The sequence below is a fragment of the Thioalkalivibrio thiocyanoxidans ARh2 genome, assembly GCF_000385215.1.
Lineage (GTDB): Bacteria > Pseudomonadota > Gammaproteobacteria > Ectothiorhodospirales > Ectothiorhodospiraceae > Thioalkalivibrio > Thioalkalivibrio thiocyanoxidans.
The window spans coordinates 1-21,017 of record NZ_ARQK01000044.1 but is presented as its reverse complement, the minus strand read 5'-3'; the positions used below and the strand labels follow the sequence as shown (position 1 = coordinate 21,017).

Sequence of the window (21,017 nt, the reverse complement as noted above, 5' to 3'; positions counted from 1 at the left end):
GGCCCGAAAAACATTGATTCCCCATACATCTATATTCAGAGTCACGCCGGAAGGACACGCGAGTCAAGCCTCAGAGTGCGGCGATCCGCGGCTTGCCGAAATTGTCCCCACCAGAGGCGATTGCCCCAGTGGATTCGAGCGGGTCAGAAGTCCTCGAACTCCATGGCGCGGAAGACGCGACCGGCGTTCTGCCGGTTGAGCTCGTCGTAGGTGTCCAGGTGGCGGTAGGCCGACTGGTCGATGTTGTAGGCGTCGTTCAGCGTGCCGCCGGTATCGAGGATCTCCTGCACCTCCGCGCGCAGGAAAACGAGGTAATCGAGGGTGTACTTGCGCAGTTGCTCGAAGTCGGTCACCGGACCACCGTGCCCCGGAATGATGTAGTCGGCCTCAATCGCCTCCAGCTTGTCCCAGGTCTCGATCCAGCCGGCGGTGTCGGTGTACTCGAAGATCGGCAGCATGCGCTCGTGGAAGGCGAGATCGCCGGTGATCAGCGTCTTGCGGTCCGGGGCCCACAGGGCGATATCCCCCGGGGCGTGCGCGGGGCCGAGGTAGAGCACCTCAATGGTCTCGCCACCCATGTCGAGGTCGACGCGATCCTCGAAGATCTTGTCCGGCGTGCCGAGCTCGGTCAGGAACGCCTTGTCGCGGGTACGGTTCGGTGCGCTCTCCAGGCTGCGCTGGCCGTTCTGCTCGATCTCGCGCGCGGCGTCCTCGTGCGCGATCACGGTGGCGCCCTGCTCCTGCCAGTAGGTCATGCCGAGCATCGCATGCCCCTGGGCGTTTTCCAGCACTACGTACTTCACCGGCTGCTCGGTGCGCTTCTTGATCTCCTCGTGCAGGGACTGGGCCAGCAGGTAGTTGTCGCCGGCGTTCATCACCACCACGCCATCGTCAGTGATGATGAACGACAGGTTGTTGTTGTGGCCCGAGTTCTCGTAAGTCGATGGCTGAGTGGCACCGATCGCGGACAACACGCCATCAGTCACCTCCTGCGGCATGTCGTAGAGGAAGGAATCCAGCGCCTTGTCGAGCACATACAGGGGGCCACCGGCCTCCTTCCATTCGGGGAAGCCGCCCGCGTAGTTGTGCACGTTGGTATAGCCCATGCGCTGCAGCGTCTGGGCCGCGAGGGCCGAACGGCGGTTCTCGTCGCTGTAGACGACGATGGGCGTGTCCAGGTCGGAGACCTCGCCCGGGATTCGAAACTCCAGCTCCCCGCGCGGGATATTCAGCGTGAGGTGCGAGCGGATCTGGCCACCACCCAGCTCGATCTCCTGGTGCGAACGGACATCGATCAGCACGTGATCCGGTTCGTTCGCGATCATGTCCTCCAGCCCTTCGCGGTCAACCTCCGTGGTCGCCGCGCGCGCATCGTCGACCAGCGCGTCCGCAGTGATGGTTTCGCCCTGGGCGACACCACCCACCGCGAACAGCGTCAGGACCAGCCAGTGTGCCCGCATATCGTTCACCTGCCGATGGAAGAGGTCATTCCCAGAACATAGACAGGCTTTGCACCCACTTCCACGTCGACCCATACCGTTTTCCGGCCGTATTCCCGGAAGGAACGGGCCGTGAGCGGCGACCCAAAGCCCTGCAGAGGCGGAGCTCGGGCACGCTCGAAACCCGTTATGGAGCCAATCGTACGGTCCATCGCCAATGGCGGGTCTATAGTCGAGGCATAAGCCAGAGCGGCATGACCGGGAGGAGGTCTTGATGAGTCAGCACATGGCGGATGTCACCATCCACATTGACGAGGACATCGAACGCGCAATCCGCCTGCGCATTCAGGACGAGTTACGGGGTCTGGACGGCGTCATGGCCGCTTCCAGCCACGACAACCGGCCTCACCTGCTGGTGGTGGAATACGACCCGGAACGGGTCAACAGTCGGCAGTTGCTGGATACGGTGACGGCAAACGGGGTAACCGCGGAGCTGATCGGGCTGTAAGGGGCGCCCGCGGCGGCGCCGGGAGGCGACTCCGGTGACCCTGCCCCAAAGGCCGCCACCTCCCTGTGACGGCAAACCGGGCCCGTGTGCGGGGTCTCGGAGGTGTTCAGTAGACCGGGACCAGCGCGTAGCCCTGGTTCTGGTAGCCCATCACGGCGATGAAACCGCTGCGCACCGGCTTGATCGCATCGAGGACCTTGTCGTTGTCCACGCCATAGGCACGCGTCGCCGCGGCACAAACCTCCATGCGCACGCCCAGCTCGTCCAGGCGTTCGACAGCCTTCGCGATCTCCTCCAGCGTGTCGCCATGGTCCATCGCGATCTCGGGCTCCGGGTCGGTGGTGATGAACTTGACCGCCTCGGCGATGAACACCATGCGCAGGTCCGGTTCCACGCCTTCCTTCACCAGATTCTCGTGATTGGTGGCGATGCCACGGAGGTAGGCGAGCATCACGTCGGGGTCGGACTTGCGCATGTCGTAGACCGCGCGCATGGTCTCGATGCCCTGGGTGGCCTCGCGGTTGTCCAGACCCTCTGCATTCGCCTTCGAGATCAACCCGAGGGGGAGCAGCAGGGCCAGCACCAGGATCATGATTCGGTTTCGCATCAGCTATGTCTCCTTTGGGGTTGGGGCCCGGTTGTCTTGTTTTCGGACCCGGTGTGGCCGCATTACGCGACTCAGTAGATCGGGATCACCGCGTAGCCCTGGGCCTGGTAGCCGGTCAGCGACACGAAGGTGTTGCGCACCGGCTCGATGCCCGGCAGCAGTTCGCCGTGATCGACCCCGAACAGGCGGGTGGCCACGGAGCAGGACTCCATCCGCACCCCCTTCTCCTTCAACGCGGCAATGTGCGCCTCGATCGCGTCCAGGTGGTCGAACTCGGTCAGCTCGAAGCGCTCGCGGTCCTCGCTGAGCATGGTCACCGCCTGCCCCCGGAAGGCGAGGATCATGTCGGGCTCCACGCCCTGCTCGGTCAGGTCCTCGAAGGTCTCGCGGATCACCATCAGATACAGCGCGAGCAGTTCGGGGTCGTTGTTGTTCAGGTCGAACACGACCCGGCCCTGGTCGACGCCCTCCAGTGCCCGGGCATCGGTCGGTTCCGCATGCGCGGAAAGCGACGCGACGGACAGCGCGAGGATCAGGGAAAGGACGGCCAGCATTTTCATTCTTCAGTCTCCTTGATGGTGTTGCTTGTGGGGTTCGACGAGTCGGTCGCAACCGCCCGCCAGGCCGTGTCCTGCATCGACGTCAGGTAGCGCAACAGGGGCTGTTCGAGGACACCGTCCAGATGCAGGTGGACCAGTCGAATCGCCCCGCCAAACGCTGCGGTGGCGGCGACCGGAATCTCGATGGGGCGGACCTCGCCCGAGGCGATGCCCTGCTCGATGCACTCGCGCATGCGCATGAAGGGCTGCGAAGAGCACACCGGCGGCTCGTCCGGCAGGAACTCGCGATGGCGCGACTCGAGCACGAAGCGCATGGTGCGAGGCTCCTCCGTCGCCGCCTGAAACAGGAAGGCGATAATGCCGTCGCAGCGCGCCCGGCAATCCTGCTCGCGCTCCATGACCTCGCGCAGCCCGGCATCCATGCGCTCCAGCAGATCGTCGTAGAGCGCCTTGGCCAGCGCCTCCTTGTTGCCGAAGTGGTGGTAGATGGAACCGATCGAGACATCCGCCTCTCGACGGATGTCGTGGATCGACGTGTTGAAGTAGCCACGCGTACTGAACAGCCCCAGGGCCGTTTCCAGCACACGCTGGCGCAACCCCTCACCGCGCAGCTTCTTGTTCGCAACCGTCGACATGAGCAAAACCAGAACGAACGTTCATTCTACTTTATGCCGAATCATCGGGCGTTGTCACCCCGCACCAAAAACGGGCGAAATACGCGGCGTTCTGCCACCATTGGCTCAGGGAGACCCGCCAATGAACCATCCGACCACCCTGCATGCCCTCAACGGCAGGCCCTCTTTCGGCCATCGCCCCTGGCTCGCCTGGCTGGGGGGCGGTACTGCCGTGGCCATCGCCTACGTGCTGATGCCCTACGGACGCGCGGCGGCGGCCCTGTATGTGCTGGCAACCTTCGGGGCAGCGGCCCTCATCGCCATGGCCCTGCTACGCCGCACCCCACCGCAGTGCCGATCGGCCTGGGCCCTGATTGCGGTCGCGCTGGGGCTGGCCGGTACGGGCCACCTGATCTGGTACGTGCTGGATCTACGCGGCCTCGATCCATTCCCGGCGGCACCGGACTTCTTCTACCTCGCGGTATACCCGCTGTTCATGATTGCCCTGTGGCGCCTCGGCGGTCCGGCACGCAAGGACGATGGGGCCCTGGGTGACGCACTGATCGTCGGCATCTCCGCCGCGGTGCTCGCCTGGGCACTCCTGATTCAGCCCTACCTGTATGACCCCGAACTGAGCTCCATGCAGCTGCTGGTCTCGGCAGGCTACCCGGTCTTTGACCTGATGCTGCTGCCGCTCGTCCTGCGGCTGGTGTTCCGCCACAGCACGCGCATCGACGGCCAGCTGTTCCTGCTGCTCGGCGTACTGGCCTATCTCGCCGCGGACCTGTTCTACGCGCATGGCAACTCCACCGGCTGGTATCAGGCCGGGGGCGTCACTGACGCCGGCTGGCTTGTGGCCTATTCCCTATTTGCAGCCGCCGCCTGGCACCCCTCGACATCGATCGATCGGGATGAACGCTCACGCAGCCCAGAGCTCTCGCGGCGCCGGCTCTACACCCTGGGCTCCGCCGCCGTCCTGGTGCCGGCCATCATCCTGTTCACGGCCGGAGTGGATCACGACACCGTGCGGATCGCCGCTGGCGCCTCGATTCTGATCTTTCTGCTGGTGCTCCATCGGATGGGCGGCCTGATCCGGGAAACCCAGCGCCAGGCACGCGCACTGCAAGCGCTCTCGCGAACCGACCCACTGACCGGTGCGGCGAATCGACGCCACCTGGAGGCCATTCTGGCAGACGAACTGGCCCGTATGCGCCGTCTCGAGACCCCTTTGAGCATCGCCTTCCTCGACCTGGATCACTTCAAGCAGTACAACGATACTTATGGCCATTCGCAGGGTGACCGATTGTTGCGCGACGTGGTCGCCGCCTGGCGCCAGGAGTTACGCCCCAGCGATACGCTGGCGCGTTACGGTGGCGAGGAATTCGTCGTGGTGCTTCCCCACACCGATCTGGATCAGGCCGTCACCGTGGTCGAACGCCTGCGCCACCGCATACCCGACAACCAGACCGGGTCCGCCGGCCTCGCCTGCGCCGAAGCGACGGAAACGCCGGACCAGCTTCTCGCCCGCGCGGATCAGGCCCTGTACCGCGCCAAGAACCAGGGCCGCGACCGGGCCTGCATTGCCACCATGGATGACCGCGTGCCGGCCGAGGCCTGAGTCTTTCGGCCCACGCCAGGCCCCAACCGTCCTCAAGGGAGATCCCGGATAACGCCATGACCGAACCGACGCCCGCCCGTGCCACCATCCGCCAGCAGCTGGAGCAGCTGGCCGCCCTCGTTCGCGATGATCAGCAGGAGGCAGCCCGCCACCTGATCGCCCGGATCGAGGAGACGCTGGACCACCTGTCAACGGAGGCGGCTGCCCCTGCGCCCTCGGCGCCGGCCCGCAAGCCCCCGCGCGAACCCGACACCGAAGCGGTCAAATGCCCGCGCTGTACCCTGCGGGCCTTCGCCTATCAACCGGACACCCTGCGCGAACAGCCCGGGCACCCGGGCCACTTCGAGGGGCGCTATCACTGCATGAGCTGCGGCCACGAGGACTGGCGCCCCGTCACATGATCCCTGGACATTTCCGCCGCCGCCTGGCTATATTGCGCGCACCCTCAGGGGAGTAGTCGCTCCGGCCACCCGTGCCGGAGGCACACGTCAACAGACTTGGCCGCATGGCCATGGCGTGTGCAGCCCACCCGAAGGCGCCTCGGCGCGCCTTCGTCGGACGGCCTGACGAGACCTGTGGCACCGACATCCGGTTCGCCTGCTGGCGAGCCTGGCCCGTGGGCGGGCGGCGATGGCGGTGTCACACGGTTGTGTCATGCCGCTCGCCCCGGATTGCATCCATGGAACTCTTTCTGCTCTCCATTGTGGCGGTTGCCATCGCCGAGATCGGTGATCGTTCGATGTTTCTGGCCGCCCTGTTCGGCATGCGCTGCCGCAGTACCTGGGCCGTCTTCTGGGGCATGGCCGCCGGTCTGTTCCTGAATCAGCTGCTGTCTGCGGTGGCCGGCATCTGGCTGTTCGCGGTGATCGCGACCGACTGGCACCTGTGGGTGGTCGGGACGGCCTTCCTGGTCATGGCCGTGTGGGTGCTGATCCCCGAGGACGACGAGTTCGAGAAAGACACCCGCGCGCGCAGCGCCTTCCTCGCGGCCGCCGTTGCCTTCTTCGTGTTCGAGATGCTCGACAAGACCCAGCTGGCGGTCATCACGCTGGCCGGGGCCTCCGGGGCCCTGCTGCCGGTTGTGCTGGGGGCCACGGTGGGCATCCTGCTGATCACTACCCCCGCCCTGATCCTCGGCAAGCGCTTTGCCGAGCGTATCCCGGCCGCCCCGATGCGCTACATCGCTTCCGGCATGTTCCTGCTGATTGGCCTGTGGACCTGGGCCGAGGCCGGAGGCTGGATGCCGGACATGGGCCTGCCGGATCTGTCGGAATGGCTGTTGCGCGCAGTGGAGAACCACCAGTAGCGGGTGGCAAGGAGGCTCGGGGTCGGGGCGGCAGGGACCCTCGGCCGGGCGGGCGAGCGCCCATACCCCTCCGGCTAGTACCGACGACGCGGGTGGGTGTGCACCCAGGTACGGAGTTGGCGGGTCTTTTCCACCATGCGCCACAACGACCGGCTGTTGTTGTAGCGCGAGACGTGCTGCAGCGGCACCCAGAGGATATCGTGCGATTCGTGGCTGCCCGGCACCGGCAGGCGGTCGTCGATCTCCAGCAGGAAGCGCACGTCGATGTGCTCGTGCATGGGGAAGTGCGGGCTCGCCGCGATGGTATGGATATCGAGGTCGAAGATGTCCTCGGCCACCAGGTGAATATGCTCCGAGGGAATGCCGGTCTCTTCGTGGATCTCGCGCAGGGCGACCTGCAGGATGTCGGCCTGGCCATCGGCATGGCCACCCGGCTGAAACCAGCGGTGGTGCTTGCCATGCAGCAACAGCAGTACCCGCTCGCGGTCAGGGCTCACCACCCAGGCCGATCCGGTTACATGCGCCGGCAGCAGGTCGCAGTGAAAGCAGTCCGGATGCGCCCCGACAAAGTCCAGCGCACGGCGCACGAATCCCGCCTCCTCGATGAACCGCGTCTGATGACCGGCCAGCAGTTCCAGCAGTTGCGCGCGATGCATGCTACGTCCCGGCGGGGTTGTGCAGCGCGTGGATCGCCGCCCGCGCCGCCTCGTCGACGTCCGCCTCGGAGCCCGCCAGCGTCAGGCGACCGAACGCACCCACCGCGCGCACGTCGATCAGCGAGACATGGGAGGCCTTCAGGGCCTGATTCGCCGCGTAGATGATGTAGCCGGCCGGCTCCGCCTCGAGGATGAACATGCTCTGATCCGGCAGGATCATGTTGCCGCGCCGGTTCTGGCGGTTGATCAGTACCGTGTGATCCGGGGTCATGCCGCGGATGGTTTCCTGCCACGGGATGCGGCAGGCCTGGCGCTCGGACTGATCCGCACCCAGGCGCTGCAGCAGGACGCGCCCGGCCTCCTGAACATCGCTCTGGTCGCGATGGTGGATCACCATGGAACCGAACTCGCGCTCCACCACCTGCTGTGCGAGGTGCACCCGGGTGGCCTTCAGCGCGACATCGGTCAGCCGGTGCACGGCCATGCCCGGCGAGACCTCCACCCACAGGCACGCATCCCCCGGCACGGGCAGGAAGCCCTGGGAGACGGTGGCCATGTATTCCGCCAGCTGGGGCTGGAGGGAATCCATGTAGACGTAGGTGCGCAGCTTGATCATCGATTTGCGTAGGGAAACACCCCGTTAACCCCCGTGCGGCCCGGGCCCGCGCGGGACTCCGCACACACGAATTTGAGCCGCCAGAAAACCGCCGGCTTGTTCGCGCACACGGGAATAAAGGGGCGTATTGTGAACGCCCCGCCCAAGAAGCTCAATGTCAGGCGACCGGTCCGGACACATGGCACCGGCCCCAGTCTGTGAAATACCCCCGCGACATTCCGCCTGGCGGCCCCTAGTCTCAGGGGGAAGGCGTTCACGCTTTTCACGCCCAACCCCTGGAGCCTGCATGAGCATCGACCAGGAAACGGACCTGACGCACCACCACAAACCACGCGATGTCTCCGACCGTGTTGCGCGAGCATTTACCGCCCTGATGCGCTTTTTCGCGGATACTTTCTTTGCTCGCCGCTACGGCCATCGCGCAGTGGTACTGGAGACGGTCGCCGGTGTCCCCGGCATGGTCGGCGCCACGTTACGGCACCTGCGTTCGCTGCGGCGCATGGAGGACGACCACGGCTGGATCAGCACCCTGATGGACGAGGCCGAGAACGAGCGGATGCACCTGCTCACGTTCATCGAGATCGCGTCGCCGAGCTGGTTTGAACGGGTTCTGATCATCCTCGCCCAGGGTTTCTTCTACACCCTGTATTTCCTGATCTATGTCGTCTCCCCGCGTACCGCGCACCGCATCATCGGCTACTTCGAGGAAGAGGCGATCGTCAGTTACACGGAATACCTGGAGGAAGTGGAAACCGGCGCGATCGAGAACATCCCCGCGCCCGACCGCGCCATCCAGTACTGGGACCTGCCGAAGGACGCACGCCTGATGGATGTAATCCGCGCCGTACGCGAAGACGAGGCCGGTCATCGCGACGTCAACCACGGCTTCGCCGACCTGCTGAGCAAAAAATCCTGAACGACGGAGCAACAACTGACACAGGCTGACCCTTGATCCCCGTAAGTACCTGTTCTCTGCTACCTTGCGACTGACCACCGCACCAGCGGCAATCGGAGACTCTGGATAGAATCTCCATGAAAACGTCCCTGAATACCCTTGGCCTCCTGATTCTGGCCACCGGCGCGTTGCTGGTGGCGATGGGCGCCATGGTCCTTGCTGGCTGGCACACAGGATGGACCGCGCTGGTCCAGGCCCATCCGGACTGGGTACCAGTACGGTACAAGACCGCACTGGCCTTGCTGCTGGCTGGCGGCTCGCTGCTTCTGGTGCTGGTGCATCGGCTGCGCGCTGCCGCCGCACTGGGGGCCATCACAGCCCTGATGGGGCTGTTCAGCCTGTCGCAGCGCCTCCTGGCGGTCGACCCCGGCATCGATGAACTGTTCATTCAGCATGGCCTCGCCATGCAGGCGCCGCAGCCTTGGCGCATGCCACCGAATACCGCACTTGGCTTCTTGCTGGCAGGCACCGGCCTGGCCCTCAACGGTTGGCTGCGCGAACAGACCTGGGTGCCCGTGGCGAAGGCCGCTCTCGCCGCCCTCGTCCTGGGGCTGGGCCTGGTGGCGCTGTCCGGCTACCTGATCGGGCTTCCCGCCGCCTATGGGTGGGGTGCCCTCACGCAGATGGCGATTCAGGTCTCCCTCGGGCTATTGATCCTCGGTGTCGGGCTGCTGGCGCTGGCCTGGCGCAGGGCCATCGAACTGCAGATGGACCCGTTTGCCTGGCTGCCGATTCCGGCGGGCATTGCGGTCCTCACCATCGCCCTGCTGCTGTGGCAGGCGCTGTCTCATGCCCTGCAACAAAGGGGCGTCGAGGACCTGCAGCTTCAGTCGCTTGTACTGGCGTTTGGCGGTGCCCTGGCATTGGCCCTGTCTGCGGCCCTGTATCAGCTGAACCAGTCACGCAATCGCACCGAGGCCGCCGAGCGCGCGCAGCACGAACTGGCGATCCTGGCCACCCAGCATCGGCAAGCGGAGCAGGCCCTGGGCGAAAGCGAAGCGCTGCTGCAGGCCACGAGCAGCCTGGCCAGCGTCGGCGGCTGGGAGCTGGATCCGGGGACTCAGGAGTTGGCCTGTACGCGAGAAACCCAACGCATTCTCGGCCTGCCACCCGGAATCGAACCGCCACTGGAAGAGGCCATCGGGCTCTTCCATCCCGATGATCGCCCCCTGCTCCGCCATGCGATCGACGAGGCGATTGAGAACGGCACGCCCTATGACCTGGAGCTGCGCCTGACCCGTACGGATGGCACCGAGATCTGGACCCGGGCCACCTGCCAGCCCGAGATGGTCGACGGAGAGGTCGTCCGTTTGCGTGGTGCGTTCCAGGACATCCACGACCGCAAACAATTCGAGCTGCGTCTGGCCACGAGCCAGCGGCTGCTCGAGATCGCCGAGCGCGTCGGCAACGTCGGCGGCTGGGAGGTGGACCTGGACGCAGGCCTGGTGCACTGGTCCGACCAGGTGGCGCGCATCCATGGCCTGCCACAGGCGAGATCCATACCGGTGGACCAGGGCATCGACCACTACGCACCGGAATACCGGGATCGCATCCGTGCGGTCTTCTCCGCCTGTGTCGAAGACGGCATCCCTTTCGACGAGGAACTGCAGATCATCGATGCGCAAGGCCACCGCGTCTGGGTGCGCAGCATCGGAGAACCCGTGTTCGACGAAACGGGCACCGTGCGGAAAGTCGAGGGGGCGTTTCAGGACATCAGCGCAAGAAAGCGCAACGAGGCCGCTCTCCTCCAGGCCGCCATGGTGTTCGACCACACCCAGGACGGGATCATCGTCACCGATCCGGACACCTGCATCGTCTCGGTCAACAGGGCGTTTACGGAGATCACCGGCTACACCAGGGCGGAAGCCCTGGGTCAGAAACCGGCCTCCCTGATCCAGAGCAGCCGCCACCCACCTTCGTTCTACAGGGCCATGTGGAAGGCCCTGAACACCTCCGGATACTGGCAGGGCGAAATCTGGAACCGCCGCAAGAACGGCGAGGAGTACCCCGAGTGGCTCACGGTCAATGCGGTGCAGGACGCCAACGGCGAAACCACTCACTATATCGGCATATTCACGGACATCACCGACATCAAGCAGAGCCAGGAACGTCTGGAATACCTGGCTCACTACGATACCCTGACGGATCTCCCCAACCGCACCCTGTTCGAATTCAAGCTGGACAAGGCCATCGAGCACAGCAAGCGCCACGGTGAAAGGATCGCGGTGCTGATCATCGACCTGGACCGGTTCAAGGCGATCAACGACAGTCTCGGCCACTCGGTTGGCGACGAGCTACTGGCGGCGATCCCGAAACGCCTTGCCCTGCGGCTACGGGGCGAGGACACCTTTGCCCGCCTGGGGGGCGACGAGTTCGCACTGCTGCTGGGCCGAATCGAGCACCCCGAGGACGCCGGCACCGTGGCGCATGACATCATCAGTCATCTGGCCGCCCCCTTCTCCCTGCCCAGCGGGCATGAAGTCTTCATCGGCGCCAGTATCGGCATCAGCGTGTTCCCGAACGACGGCAGCACGATGGAAGAGATGATGCGCAATGCCGACAGCGCGATGTTCGAAGCTAAGGACCGAGGACGCAACCACTACCACTTCTACACCGAGGATCTTACCCTCCGGGCAGTCGAGCGATTGTCCCTGGAAAACCGATTGCGCCGCGCGCTCTCGGAGCAGGAGTTCGAACTGCACTATCAGCCGTTTATCCGCATCGCGGACGGCCGGGTCGTCGGTGCGGAGGCCCTGCTGCGCTGGCGGGACCCCGAACAGGGCCTGATCCCGCCCTCCGCGTTCATCGATGTGGCCGAGGACAGCGGCCTGATCGCGGGCATCGGCGAGCAGGTACTGCGCGATGGCTGCCGCCAGATGAAGGCCTGGCGGGACGAGGGGGTCGACCTGGACGCGCTGGCCATCAACCTCTCGGCCCAGCAATTCCTGCTGCAGGACGTTCCCGAAGTCGTCCGCGGCATACTCGCAGAAACAGGCCTGCCGGCACAGCATCTGGAACTGGAGCTCACCGAAACCACGTTCTTCCAGCAAGGTCAGGCCTCCGGCAACACACTGGAGACTCTGCGGGCCCTGGGGCTGCGGCTGTCGATTGACGACTTCGGCACCGGCTATTCGTCGCTGGCCTATCTCCAGCAGTTTCCCCTCGACAAGCTCAAGATCGACGCCCGCTTTATCCGTGACCTGCTAGCCCGCCAGGACAGTCGCGAACTGACCGCCGCAATCATTACGATGGGCCACGGCCTGGGCCTTGAAGTACTGGCCGAAGGGGTCGAAACCGAGGGGCACCTGGATCTCCTGCGCCGGATGGGCTGTGACACGTACCAGGGCTATCTCGCCGCCCGCCCCCAGCCGGCCGAACAGTTCGCCGCGTGGCTGCGCCGGCACCCGGGAGCACCCGCCTGATCCGCACCAGTATCCGCGCAAGCCTGAGCCCGATGCGGCGATTCGCGGCCAGGCCGCGGTGGTATCGCCGGGCCCTGCAGCTGTGCCAGTGCCCGGCCTGACCACGGATGCGGTAGAGCCCGTGGCAGCTGAACCGGCATCCACTGTCCGTATAATGGGCGCAATCCGATTACGCAGGGAGCGTTATGCAGAACCCGGACGATGCCGCACAGCTGCTCGACACCCTGCAGGATGACAGCCAGTTCGATCTCGCCGGGACCCTGCGCCGTATCGTGGACTGGCTGCGCCCGGACAACCCGCGCAACGTCGCGCCGGTCATTGCCCGGATCGAGAGCCTGACCCTGGCCCTGCACGAGCGCCCCGAGGTGCGGGAACGCCTGCGCGAGCGACTCGAGGCCGGACTGGAGGACGCCCGCCACCTGACGCTCTACACCGGTGTGGGCCTGTTCTCCCGCAAGGGATTCTTCCGCGAAGCGGCGGAACTGCTGTACGAGCGCATCAACCCGCACCCGATGGACCGCACCGATCTCCGAGACGTGCTGTACCACGTATTCCACGACCCCGATGACACGATCTGGGTCTCGGCCCTGCCGGATGATGCCTGGTCCCGCCTGCTCGAGGCGCTGGGCTGCCTGTCCGGCGAACACCCCGGTGTACTGGAGCGCGCCCGCAGCGAGACGCTCTATGCCCTGGAGATGCTCTCGATCTGGATTGCAGCCGAGGAACTGGAGCCGGAACTGCTGCGCCTGGACCCGTCGATTGCCGAGCGCAACTCCGCGTTCGTCGCGCAGGAACGCGAGATCTCCGCCTATGTGCGCGACTACCGTGCCTGGCTGCAGGACCCCGCCCACGAACGCATGGACGACGCCCATGCGCGGGTGTTGCTGGAGCAGTGCGCGGAGCAGATCCTGCGCCTGCGCCAGCGGGCGATCACGCATGGCAGCAGCCTGTCGCTGACCCACCTGCTGGAGCGCCTGGACCAGACGCTGTCGCGCATCCACAAGCTGCTGGACCTGCTGGAACCGCGCGAGGAGGCGCACACCCGCGCTACCGCGGTCGGCGTGTTTCGCGAGCTGGTCACGGCCAGTGCCCGCCGCCATGGCCTGCGGGCCCTGTGGCAGGACAACATCCGCCTGGTCTCGCGCAGCATCACGCAGCACGTCTCCGATACCGGCGAGCACTACATCACCCGCGACCGCGGCGAATATCTGAAGATGCTGCGTTCGGGGGCCGGGGCGGGTCTGATCATCGCCTTCATGGCGCTGATCAAGATCCAGGTGGAGTCGCTGGGGCTGTCCGAGGGCTGGAACGCGTTGTGGGTCAGCCTGAACTATGGCCTGGGTTTCGTGCTGATCCACATCCTGCACTTTACCGTGGCGACGAAGCAGCCGGCGATGACCGCCGCGCGCCTGGCAGCCGCGATCGAGGAGAGCGAACGCGGCACGGCCGACGCCTCGAAGCTCGCCGATCTTCTGGTACGGGTGGGCCGTTCCCAGTTCGCCGCCGTGCTGGGCAATGTCGGTGTCGCACTCCCCACCGCACTGCTGGTCGGGGTCCTCGCCGCCTGGGGTTTCGGCACTCCGATCCTGTCGGGCACCGAGACGGATTACCTGCTGGACGGCCTGCGCCCGATCATGGGCCTGGCGCTGTTCTTTGCAGCCATCGCCGGGGTCTGGCTGTTCGTCTCCGGCCTGATAGCCGGTTTCTTCGACAACCGCTGCGCCTATCTCGACCTGCCCGGGCGCCTGCGCGAGCACCCGCTCTTGCAGCGCCTGCTGCCGACCCCGACGCGCCACCGCCTCGCGGACTGGGTCGGGTACAACTACGGCGCGGTGCTGGGCAACTTCCTGTTCGGCATGCTGCTGGGCATGACCGGCTTTGTCGGCTACCTGCTGAACCTTCCGCTGGACATCCAGCACGTGGCCTTCGCCTCCGCCAACCTCGGCTACGTGACCGCCAGCGAGCCCATCGGCGTGTTCACCTTCCTGCTGTTCCTGGTGTTCGTGCTGCTGATCGGCGCGGTGAACCTGTGGGTCAGCTTCGGCCTGGCCCTGTACGTCGCCCTGCGTGCCCGCGGCGTGCGGATCGGGGCCTTCGACCGCGTGCTGAAGGCATACGGCCAGCACCTGCGTCGACACCCGACGCAGTTCCTGCTCCCGCCCCGGGATGGCGAGGCACGGGAAGGTGACGAGACTCCCCCCAGGTGAGGTCGCTGTGATGCGCGTTTGGGGGGTGGTGCTCGCAGCCCTTTGGCTGGCCTCCTGTGCCGGCAGCCCGCCATACCCGGCCGCGGACGATCCCCCGGACGAACGCCCGCCCGCCAAGGTCCTCGAGACCGCCGACGGGACCCGCCTGCCACTCCACCGCTGGGGCCCGGAGAACCCCCGTCGGGTGGCACTCGTCCTGCACGGGTTCAATGACCACGGCGGCAGCATGGCGGCGCTCGGCGAGGCCCTCGGCGAGCGCGAGATCGCCGTCTACGCCTATGACCAGCGCGGCTTTGGCGCCAACCGCGATGCCGGTCGCTGGGCGGGCTACGGGACCCTGGCCGAGGATGCCCGCGACGGGCTGCGTCTGCTGGCAGATCGCTATCCGGACCAGCCGCCCTATCTGGTTGGCAAGAGCATGGGCGGTGGCGTGGCCCTGCTGGCTGCGACCGGGCACGACCGTCCACCCCTGCGCGGGACGATCCTGATCAGCCCCGCCGTCTGGAGCCGCGAGCAAATGCCCTGGTATCAGCGCTTCGGCCTCTGGCTGGGTGCACGTCTGGTCCCGGGGATGCGCCTGTCGGGCGAGATGGCCGCGGAGTTTGATATCCACCCCACCGACGATCCCGCAGTCCTGGATCAGATGCGCGAGGACCCGCTGGTCCTGCGTGATGCCCGCATCGACGTCCTGGACGGCCTGACCACTCTGATGGGCCGGGCATTGAGCGCCGGGGATGCCCTCCCCGCACCAAGCCTGCTGCTGTATGGCGCGAAGGACGATCTCGTGCCCCCCGGCCCGATGGCGATACTGGCCGAACGCCTGGCCGCAACCGGCGACACGGGCCACCGCATGGTGCTCTACCCCGAGGGCTATCACATGCTCACACGCTATACGCGGTCCGCCGACACCTTCGGCGACCTCGCCGCATGGATGCTGGACCCCGAGGCCAGCCTGCCATCGGGCCACGAACGCGAACCGGACACCATGGTGAAGAACCTGCAAGAACTCGATTAGCCGCGCTGATCCTTGCTGGCCGCACAATAGCCACCCGGAGCCCCGACGCGATACGACGTGCCTGCCCGGGAGTGTGATCCAGATCAAGGTACACAGGTATTAGATGTCTCACACTCGAGGCCCTTTTCTATCGTCCAGAAAGGCGCTGGCCTATGTCCGCGGAACGTCCCGCATCCCCTCGCCGGGCTTTGCGACTGCGGCTGTTCATCATCGCGGCCATCATGGGGGTGGCCCTGCTCGTCTTTCTGGCCGTCCACATCACCTCCACCCTGATCTACGAGCGCACGATGACGCGCCAGGCGGAGCAGACCGCCAGCGGCATCGCCCACCAGACCTTCGCCTCCATGTTCCAGATCATGCGCGAGGGCTGGACCCGCGAGCAGCTGGAGGCGTTTTCGGCGGGGATCGAGGAATCGCTGGCGGATACGCCGTTGCAGCTGGATCTCTATCGCGGCGAGAAGGTCTCGGCCCTGTACGGCGACGTGGACCAGGCCAACTGGCACGAACGTATCGAGCAGGCCTTCAAGACCGGTGCCATCGACAGTCGCCAGGATAACGGCGAGCTGCGCTACACCTTCCCCCTGCGCGCCCGCAACGAGTGCCTGAGCTGTCACGACAACGCGTCCAGCGGCGACGTGCTCGGGGTGATGGAAGTGCGTCAGGACCTGGGCACGGCCATCAGCGAGGCGCGCAACCAGCAGGTCTGGACCTTCCTCGGGACCGGGCTGGGCACGCTGCTTCTGGGCTCCCTGATTGCCGCCTGGGCCACGGCCCCAATCACCCGCTCGGTGCGCCGGTTCCAGGACCAGGTGACCCAGGTCAACGCAATCAAGGATCTCAATCACGTCGAGACGCAGGCCATCGACACCGGCTTCGTGGAACTCAACCAGGTGGTCGATCAAGTGGATGACCTGGTGCGCAAGCTGCGTTCGGTCGCAGTGGACAAGGACATCCTCGAGTTCGAGCTGAAGCTCCTGGACAAATTCATCATCACCTCGGACGTGGTGCGCGACTGGCGCGAATACATCGGCGTGCTGCTCACCGAGATCAACACGATCATCGACGCCTACACGCTGTTTACCCTGTTCAAGGCCAACGACGAGGTCTACGAACTGGAGATCTTCTGGCGCGCCGAGCCGACCGAGACCACCCGGCGCACGGTGGAGCACCTGGCCGCCCACCGCATCCGCGGCGCGGAGCAGTTCGCGATGGACGCCAACCTGACCATCCGTCACAACGTCGCGGACACCAGCCGCGCGTTGCCGGAGCTATCCCCGCACACTATCGAGATGGCGACCAAGTCCCTGGTCCTGGAGGCCCCGCGCATCGGCGGTGTAGTCGGGATCGGGGTGCAGTCCGAGCTGGTGCGCGATCCGGTGCGGCACGTGGTGATCGAGAGCATCCTGTCGACCCTGCTGAACCTGGTGGGCTCTGTGAAAGCAATCTACAAGTACACCCAGGACCTGGAGTACTACGCCACCCGCGACCCGCTGACGAACCTGTACAACCAGCGGGTGTTCTGGGAGCTACTCAACTACGAGATCAAGCGCGCCGAGGGGCATGCCTACCCCTTCGCGGTCATGGTCGTGGACCTCGACAACTTCAAGACCATCAACGACCGCTATGGCCATGCCTTCGGTGACCGCTTCCTGCAGGCCTATGCGAACACCATCCAGGATGCGATCCGCAACGAGGACATCCTGGCCCGCTACGGCGGGGACGAGTTCGCGCTGATCCTGCCCGAAACCGACCAGCAGTCCGCCTGGCAGCTGGCCGCCCACATGGCCGAGGCCACCGATCGACTGTCGCTCCCGGCCCCGGATGGCTCGCGCGTCAAGGCCACCACCTGCATCGGCATCGCGGCCTATCCGCGCCACGGCAAGGACACGCGTGATCTGTTCCTGGTGGCCGACAACATGATGTACAAGGCCAAGCGCGAGGGGAAAAACGCGGTCTGCGTGCCCAGCGACGAGGAAGTGGCCGAGGTATTCCGCGAAGCGGGCGAGACCGGCATCATGATCATGGAGGCACTGGAAGACCGGCGCATCATACCGTTCTTCCAGCCCATCATGGACGTCCGCACGGGCGAGGCGCGGATCCACGAACTGCTGATGCGCATCCGCGTCGGCGACGAACTGATTCCGGCCGGACAGTTCGTCGAGGTGGCCGAGACCATGGGCGTGATGCATCAGCTCGACTACGTGCTGATCGAACAGGCCTTTGCCGAGGTACAGCGTTCAGGCTACACCGGGCTCCTGTTCATCAATCTGTCACCGCGCGCCCTGATCATCGGCGAGTTCATCGGCAAGGTCCGCCAGCTGGCGCAGGATCATGACATCGACCCGGCCAAGGTCGTATTCGAGATCACCGAGCGCGACACGGTGAAGAACATGGCCGTACTGGAGAAATTCGTCCTGGATCTCAAGCATCAGGGCTTCCAGTTTGCCGTCGACGACTTCGGCTCCGGCTTCTCGTCATTCCACTATCTCAAGCGGTTCCCGATCGACTTCGTGAAAATCGAGGGCGACTTCGTACGCAACATGGTCCACGACCTGCGCGACCAGGCGTTCGTTCGCTCCATCGCTGCGCTGGCCCGTGACCTGGACGTGCGCACCATCGCCGAGTTCGTCGAGGACCAGGAGATCCTCGAGGCGGTGCAGTCGATCGGCATCCACTACGCCCAAGGCTTCCATGTTGGCCATCCCGGCCCGCAACTAGGCAACCCACCAGCATGAGCGGTGGGCGGCCCACCCTGATCGAGGGGCTGAAGCAGCAGCTGGGCAGCCCGAACCGTGACCTGTTGCTGTTGCCCTGGCGTCATCACGCCTTGCTGGAGCATCAGCGAGCGCGTCTGATCATCTCGCGAGTGCGCCTGGTTGCGTTTCTGTTTGCACTCCTCACCCCCCTCTGGATCCTGGTGGACCTCGTGTTTCTGCCCTGGCCGGTCTGGGGCGAGCTTGCCCTGGCACGGCTGTTGACCAGTGCGGCCTTTCTGGCCATGGCCCTGCGCTTCCGGCCATCGGAGAGCATGCCCCGTGCTTGGGTCGCACTGGCCCTGCTGTTCGCGATCCCGACCGTCTTCTTCCTCTACTCCCATCCGCTCCTGGCGTTCCGCGACATGGCCGGGCTCGAGGCCGCGATCGCGGCCGGCTACGCCTTCCTGCCCTTCGTGATGATCGCGGGGCTGGCGATCTTTCCGCTGACCGTCACCGAGGCAGTCGCGTACGCGGCCCCCGTACTGGCCGGACAGGCGGTAGCGGCCGCCCTGCAACTGGACGGCATGGAATGGACCACGCACGCCGGTGCCTTCTGGCTGTTGCTGCTGATCGCCTCGGTCGCTGCACTGGCCAGCATGAGCCAGCTGCAGTTCCTGGCCGCCCTCGTGCGCGAATCCTCGCGCGATGCCCTGACCGGCTGCTACACCCGCCGCAGCGGCGAGTCGCTTCTGGAGCGCGAGATGGCACGGTCACAGCGTCAGAGTCGCCCGCTCGCGGTGGCCTTTGTCGACCTCGACAACTTCAAGGCACTGAACGACCGCTTCGGACACGAGCAAGGCGACCGGGCCCTGCGTGCGGTTGCCACCGCCCTGACCGAACGCCTGCGCGGTATCGACAGCGTGATTCGCTGGGGCGGCGAGGAGTTCCTGGTCCTGATGCCCGAAACCGATCGCGCGGGCGCCCGCGAGGCCATGGAACGGGTGTTGCGCGAACCGGCGTGCTACACCCCGGACGGCGACCCCCTGACCGCCAGCACCGGGATCGCCAGCTACCCCGAAGAGACACTGGCCACGGGCGCCGAGGCCCTGGTGCACGAAGCCGACCTTCGGATGTATCGTGCCAAGAAAGAGGGCGGTGATCGCATCATCGATACGCGGGTCACCGCGCAGGAGAACGCCGGGTAGCGTGGAGGGCAGCATGAACCATTCGAGTGACCGGCTGGATCAACTGGTTGCGCAGACGCAGCGCTCGCGCGCAGAACGCGAACGCGGCTACCGCGAGCAGGCACTGAAGATGTATCCCTGGGTTTGTGGGCGCTGCGGGCGCGAGTTCACACGAGCCAACCTGCACGAACTGACCGTGCACCACCGCGACCACGACCACGACAACAACCCGTCCGATGGCAGCAACTGGGAGCTGCTGTGCCTGTACTGCCACGACAACGAGCACCAGCGCTACACCGACGCGACCCCCGGCAGTGGTCAAAGCGCGGGCACGTCGGCAACCCACAACCCCTTCGCCGAGCTCGCCGACCTGCTGAAACGCAAGGACGACCCCAAGTAGCCCCTTGCCAGGCGGCTGCCTGAATCGGTCACCACGCGAGGGCCCGGAGCCCTTGCCATCACAACCACGGAGGCAGTGATCAATGGATCCCGCTCCCACACCGGCAGACCCGCCCGGAAAGGCCCTCGCCATGCTTCCGGACAAGGGCCTCCCGGCGTCCTGCAAGACCGCCCCCAGGCACGACGGCATCGCGTACTCGTGTCTGCGCTGCCTGCGATCCTGTGACGCGCATCGAGCGGGTGAGGTTGACGCTGCAGGGGGTCAGGAAACTCGGCCACAACGATCTACACTAAACGTTGAAGGCTGCCGAATTCCCGCGCGGGTGCGAGTGCAGAGCCCGACCCGCTTGCGGATGCTGTGTTCCGTTTCGCCCTTCGGGGCATCCACGTCCGTCCAACAGGAGGCACTGTATGGATACCGTATGGATCGTTGTCGCCGATGCCGCCCGCGCGCGCATCCTCAGTTGTGAAGGTCGCGCCTGCCAGGGTCTGCACGAGACCGAGACCCTGACGCACACCGAATCCCGCGTACATCCTCGAGAGCTGGTTAGCGACCGGCCCGGCCGCAGCTGGAGCAGCGCTGGGGGTGATGGCCGCCACGCCATGCAGGAGACTACCGATCCGAGCGTCAATGAACGCAACCGCTTTGCCCGCCAGGTGGCCGATCATCTCAAGTCGGCCTATCACGCCGGCACCTACCAGCGGCTGGTGATCCTGGCCGCGCCGCAGTTTTTGGGTGCACTGCGCGAACTGCTGGACCCACAGGTCACGCAGATCGTCACCGCCCAGATCGCCAAGAACGTGTCCAAGGTTCAGGACCCGGCCGCCCTGCGCAATCACCTGCCGGACTTTCTCTACTAGGCAGTCCCCCAGGGCCCAACCTTCACAAGGCCCCGCCCGGCGCGGGGCCTTTTTCGGTCGTATCCGGTCCTGACCGCCCCCATGGGTTCGCGCCCTGCTCAGCGGCGACAGGAGATCCTCCCGTTTATCCACGCTCGGCACGGCTGAAGCTCAGAATACTCGCCGGGCTGGACGGGTGGGCAAGCGGGCATGCAGAACCACCCGAGTATTCGGACGGTCCCGTGGACAACCTATTGAGAGGTCGCACCTAGGGAAACACTGATTCATGTACACACTCGCGTTGGTACCCCAGGTTTTCCGAGACAAGGCGCGTCGTGCAGCGGGTAGTGGTTCTACCCGCAAGCGGCGCAACGC

At 65.6% G+C, this 21,017-nt stretch carries 18 protein-coding genes and 1 riboswitch; of the genes, 12 read left to right on the top strand and 6 right to left on the bottom strand.

The annotated features are described in order from the left end of the window. Positions 1-143 precede the first annotated feature (143 nt). Positions 144-1,460: an MBL fold metallo-hydrolase gene (locus G372_RS0104970; protein ID WP_019624513.1), complete on the bottom strand. Its 1,317-nt coding sequence runs from the start codon at positions 1,458-1,460 to the stop codon at positions 144-146. Between the two features lie 253 nt (positions 1,461-1,713). Between G372_RS0104970 and G372_RS0104965 the strand changes: the two genes are divergently transcribed. Beyond that, positions 1,714-1,947 carry a hypothetical protein gene (locus G372_RS0104965; protein ID WP_018865234.1) on the top strand — a complete coding sequence of 78 codons (234 nt, stop codon included), beginning with the start codon at positions 1,714-1,716 and terminating at the stop codon, positions 1,945-1,947. Positions 1,948-2,053: 106 nt separating this feature from the next. On the opposite strand, the gene G372_RS0104960 is transcribed toward G372_RS0104965, so the two are convergent. From G372_RS0104960 to G372_RS0104950, 3 genes are all read right to left on the bottom strand, one after another. Next, positions 2,054-2,554, bottom strand: a complete 501-nt coding sequence (locus G372_RS0104960) for a DsrE family protein (protein ID WP_020008835.1) — start codon at positions 2,552-2,554, stop codon at positions 2,054-2,056. A 71-nt stretch (positions 2,555-2,625) separates the two neighbouring features. After that, positions 2,626-3,114, bottom strand: coding sequence for a DsrE family protein (locus G372_RS0104955; RefSeq protein WP_019624515.1), 489 nt, complete (start codon positions 3,112-3,114; stop codon positions 2,626-2,628). After that, complete coding sequence (locus G372_RS0104950; protein WP_019624516.1) at positions 3,111-3,749, bottom strand: TetR/AcrR family transcriptional regulator; 639 nt, start codon at positions 3,747-3,749, stop codon at positions 3,111-3,113. Before G372_RS0104950 ends, G372_RS0104955 begins: the two co-directional genes overlap by 4 nt. A gap of 121 nt (positions 3,750-3,870) precedes the next feature. On the opposite strand from G372_RS0104950, the gene G372_RS0104945 reads away from it, so the two are divergent. The 3 genes from G372_RS0104945 to G372_RS0104935 all read left to right on the top strand — a co-directional run bounded on the left by G372_RS0104945 (position 3,871) and on the right by G372_RS0104935 (position 6,652). Continuing rightward, positions 3,871-5,346, top strand: coding sequence for a GGDEF domain-containing protein (locus tag G372_RS0104945; protein WP_019624517.1), 1,476 nt, complete (start codon positions 3,871-3,873; stop codon positions 5,344-5,346). Between the two features lie 56 nt (positions 5,347-5,402). Beyond that, entirely contained in the window at positions 5,403-5,747 is a 345-nt protein-coding gene (locus tag G372_RS0104940) for a hypothetical protein (RefSeq protein WP_019624518.1), read from the top strand. 42 nt (positions 5,748-5,789) lie between these two features. After that, a riboswitch (yybP-ykoY riboswitch) is annotated at positions 5,790-5,914 on the top strand. 111 nt (positions 5,915-6,025) lie between these two features. After that, the gene (locus tag G372_RS0104935; protein WP_018865228.1) at positions 6,026-6,652 is read left to right on the top strand and encodes a TMEM165/GDT1 family protein; all 627 of its coding nucleotides are present in this window, start codon (positions 6,026-6,028) and stop codon (positions 6,650-6,652) included. A gap of 74 nt (positions 6,653-6,726) precedes the next feature. On the opposite strand, the gene G372_RS0104930 is transcribed toward G372_RS0104935, so the two are convergent. Together G372_RS0104930 and G372_RS0104925 are read right to left on the bottom strand one after the other, a co-directional pair. Next, a complete protein-coding gene (locus G372_RS0104930) occupies positions 6,727-7,308 on the bottom strand; it encodes an NUDIX hydrolase (RefSeq protein ID WP_018865227.1) in 582 nt (193 codons plus the stop codon). Position 7,309: 1 nt separating this feature from the next. Then, on the bottom strand, positions 7,310-7,924 hold the full coding sequence (locus G372_RS0104925) for a BMC domain-containing protein (RefSeq protein ID WP_018865226.1): 615 nt from the start codon (positions 7,922-7,924) through the stop codon (positions 7,310-7,312). A gap of 286 nt (positions 7,925-8,210) precedes the next feature. Between G372_RS0104925 and G372_RS0104920 the strand changes: the two genes are divergently transcribed. The 8 genes from G372_RS0104920 (at position 8,211) to G372_RS0104885 (ending at position 20,663) form a co-directional block, all read left to right on the top strand. Continuing rightward, entirely contained in the window at positions 8,211-8,840 is a 630-nt protein-coding gene (locus G372_RS0104920) for an alternative oxidase (RefSeq protein WP_019624519.1), read from the top strand. Between the two features lie 116 nt (positions 8,841-8,956). Further along, positions 8,957-12,301, top strand: a complete 3,345-nt coding sequence (locus tag G372_RS0104915) for a sensor domain-containing protein (RefSeq protein WP_019624520.1) — start codon at positions 8,957-8,959, stop codon at positions 12,299-12,301. A 185-nt stretch (positions 12,302-12,486) separates the two neighbouring features. Next, entirely contained in the window at positions 12,487-14,508 is a 2,022-nt protein-coding gene (locus tag G372_RS0104910) for a site-specific recombinase (RefSeq protein ID WP_019624521.1), read from the top strand. 7 nt (positions 14,509-14,515) lie between these two features. Then, complete coding sequence (locus G372_RS0104905; protein WP_026340415.1) at positions 14,516-15,523, top strand: alpha/beta fold hydrolase; 1,008 nt, start codon at positions 14,516-14,518, stop codon at positions 15,521-15,523. 152 nt (positions 15,524-15,675) lie between these two features. Beyond that, complete coding sequence (locus tag G372_RS0104900; protein WP_026340416.1) at positions 15,676-18,258, top strand: putative bifunctional diguanylate cyclase/phosphodiesterase; 2,583 nt, start codon at positions 15,676-15,678, stop codon at positions 18,256-18,258. Further along, positions 18,255-19,424: a GGDEF domain-containing protein gene (locus G372_RS0104895; RefSeq protein ID WP_019624524.1), complete on the top strand. Its 1,170-nt coding sequence runs from the start codon at positions 18,255-18,257 to the stop codon at positions 19,422-19,424. Before G372_RS0104900 ends, G372_RS0104895 begins: the two co-directional genes overlap by 4 nt. Positions 19,425-19,437: 13 nt before the next feature. Continuing rightward, complete coding sequence (locus tag G372_RS0104890; protein ID WP_019624525.1) at positions 19,438-19,803, top strand: YajD family HNH nuclease; 366 nt, start codon at positions 19,438-19,440, stop codon at positions 19,801-19,803. A 410-nt stretch (positions 19,804-20,213) separates the two neighbouring features. Continuing rightward, entirely contained in the window at positions 20,214-20,663 is a 450-nt protein-coding gene (locus tag G372_RS0104885) for a host attachment protein (RefSeq protein WP_018865219.1), read from the top strand. Positions 20,664-21,017: the final 354 nt, after the last annotated feature.

Excerpts from the sequence above, each read along its gene's own strand:
- G372_RS0104935 (WP_018865228.1), top strand. The coding sequence starts at position 6,026 with ATGGAACTCTTTCTGCTCTCCATTGTGGCGGTTGCCATCGCCGAGATC.
- G372_RS0104940 (WP_019624518.1), top strand. The coding sequence starts at position 5,403 with ATGACCGAACCGACGCCCGCCCGTGCCACCATCCGCCAGCAGCTGGAG.
- G372_RS0104955 (WP_019624515.1), bottom strand. The coding sequence starts at position 3,114 with ATGAAAATGCTGGCCGTCCTTTCCCTGATCCTCGCGCTGTCCGTCGCG.
- G372_RS0104930 (WP_018865227.1), bottom strand. The coding sequence starts at position 7,308 with ATGCATCGCGCGCAACTGCTGGAACTGCTGGCCGGTCATCAGACGCGG.
- G372_RS0104915 (WP_019624520.1), top strand. The coding sequence starts at position 8,957 with ATGAAAACGTCCCTGAATACCCTTGGCCTCCTGATTCTGGCCACCGGC.
- G372_RS0104970 (WP_019624513.1), bottom strand. The coding sequence starts at position 1,460 with ATGCGGGCACACTGGCTGGTCCTGACGCTGTTCGCGGTGGGTGGTGTC.
- G372_RS0104950 (WP_019624516.1), bottom strand. The coding sequence starts at position 3,749 with ATGTCGACGGTTGCGAACAAGAAGCTGCGCGGTGAGGGGTTGCGCCAG.
- G372_RS0104945 (WP_019624517.1), top strand. The coding sequence starts at position 3,871 with ATGAACCATCCGACCACCCTGCATGCCCTCAACGGCAGGCCCTCTTTC.
- G372_RS0104925 (WP_018865226.1), bottom strand. The coding sequence starts at position 7,924 with ATGATCAAGCTGCGCACCTACGTCTACATGGATTCCCTCCAGCCCCAG.
- G372_RS0104965 (WP_018865234.1), top strand. The coding sequence starts at position 1,714 with ATGAGTCAGCACATGGCGGATGTCACCATCCACATTGACGAGGACATC.
- G372_RS0104910 (WP_019624521.1), top strand. The coding sequence starts at position 12,487 with ATGCAGAACCCGGACGATGCCGCACAGCTGCTCGACACCCTGCAGGAT.
- G372_RS0104960 (WP_020008835.1), bottom strand. The coding sequence starts at position 2,554 with ATGCGAAACCGAATCATGATCCTGGTGCTGGCCCTGCTGCTCCCCCTC.
- G372_RS0104885 (WP_018865219.1), top strand. The coding sequence starts at position 20,214 with ATGGATACCGTATGGATCGTTGTCGCCGATGCCGCCCGCGCGCGCATC.
- G372_RS0104895 (WP_019624524.1), top strand. The coding sequence starts at position 18,255 with ATGAGCGGTGGGCGGCCCACCCTGATCGAGGGGCTGAAGCAGCAGCTG.
- G372_RS0104900 (WP_026340416.1), top strand. The coding sequence starts at position 15,676 with ATGTCCGCGGAACGTCCCGCATCCCCTCGCCGGGCTTTGCGACTGCGG.
- G372_RS0104890 (WP_019624525.1), top strand. The coding sequence starts at position 19,438 with ATGAACCATTCGAGTGACCGGCTGGATCAACTGGTTGCGCAGACGCAG.
- G372_RS0104920 (WP_019624519.1), top strand. The coding sequence starts at position 8,211 with ATGAGCATCGACCAGGAAACGGACCTGACGCACCACCACAAACCACGC.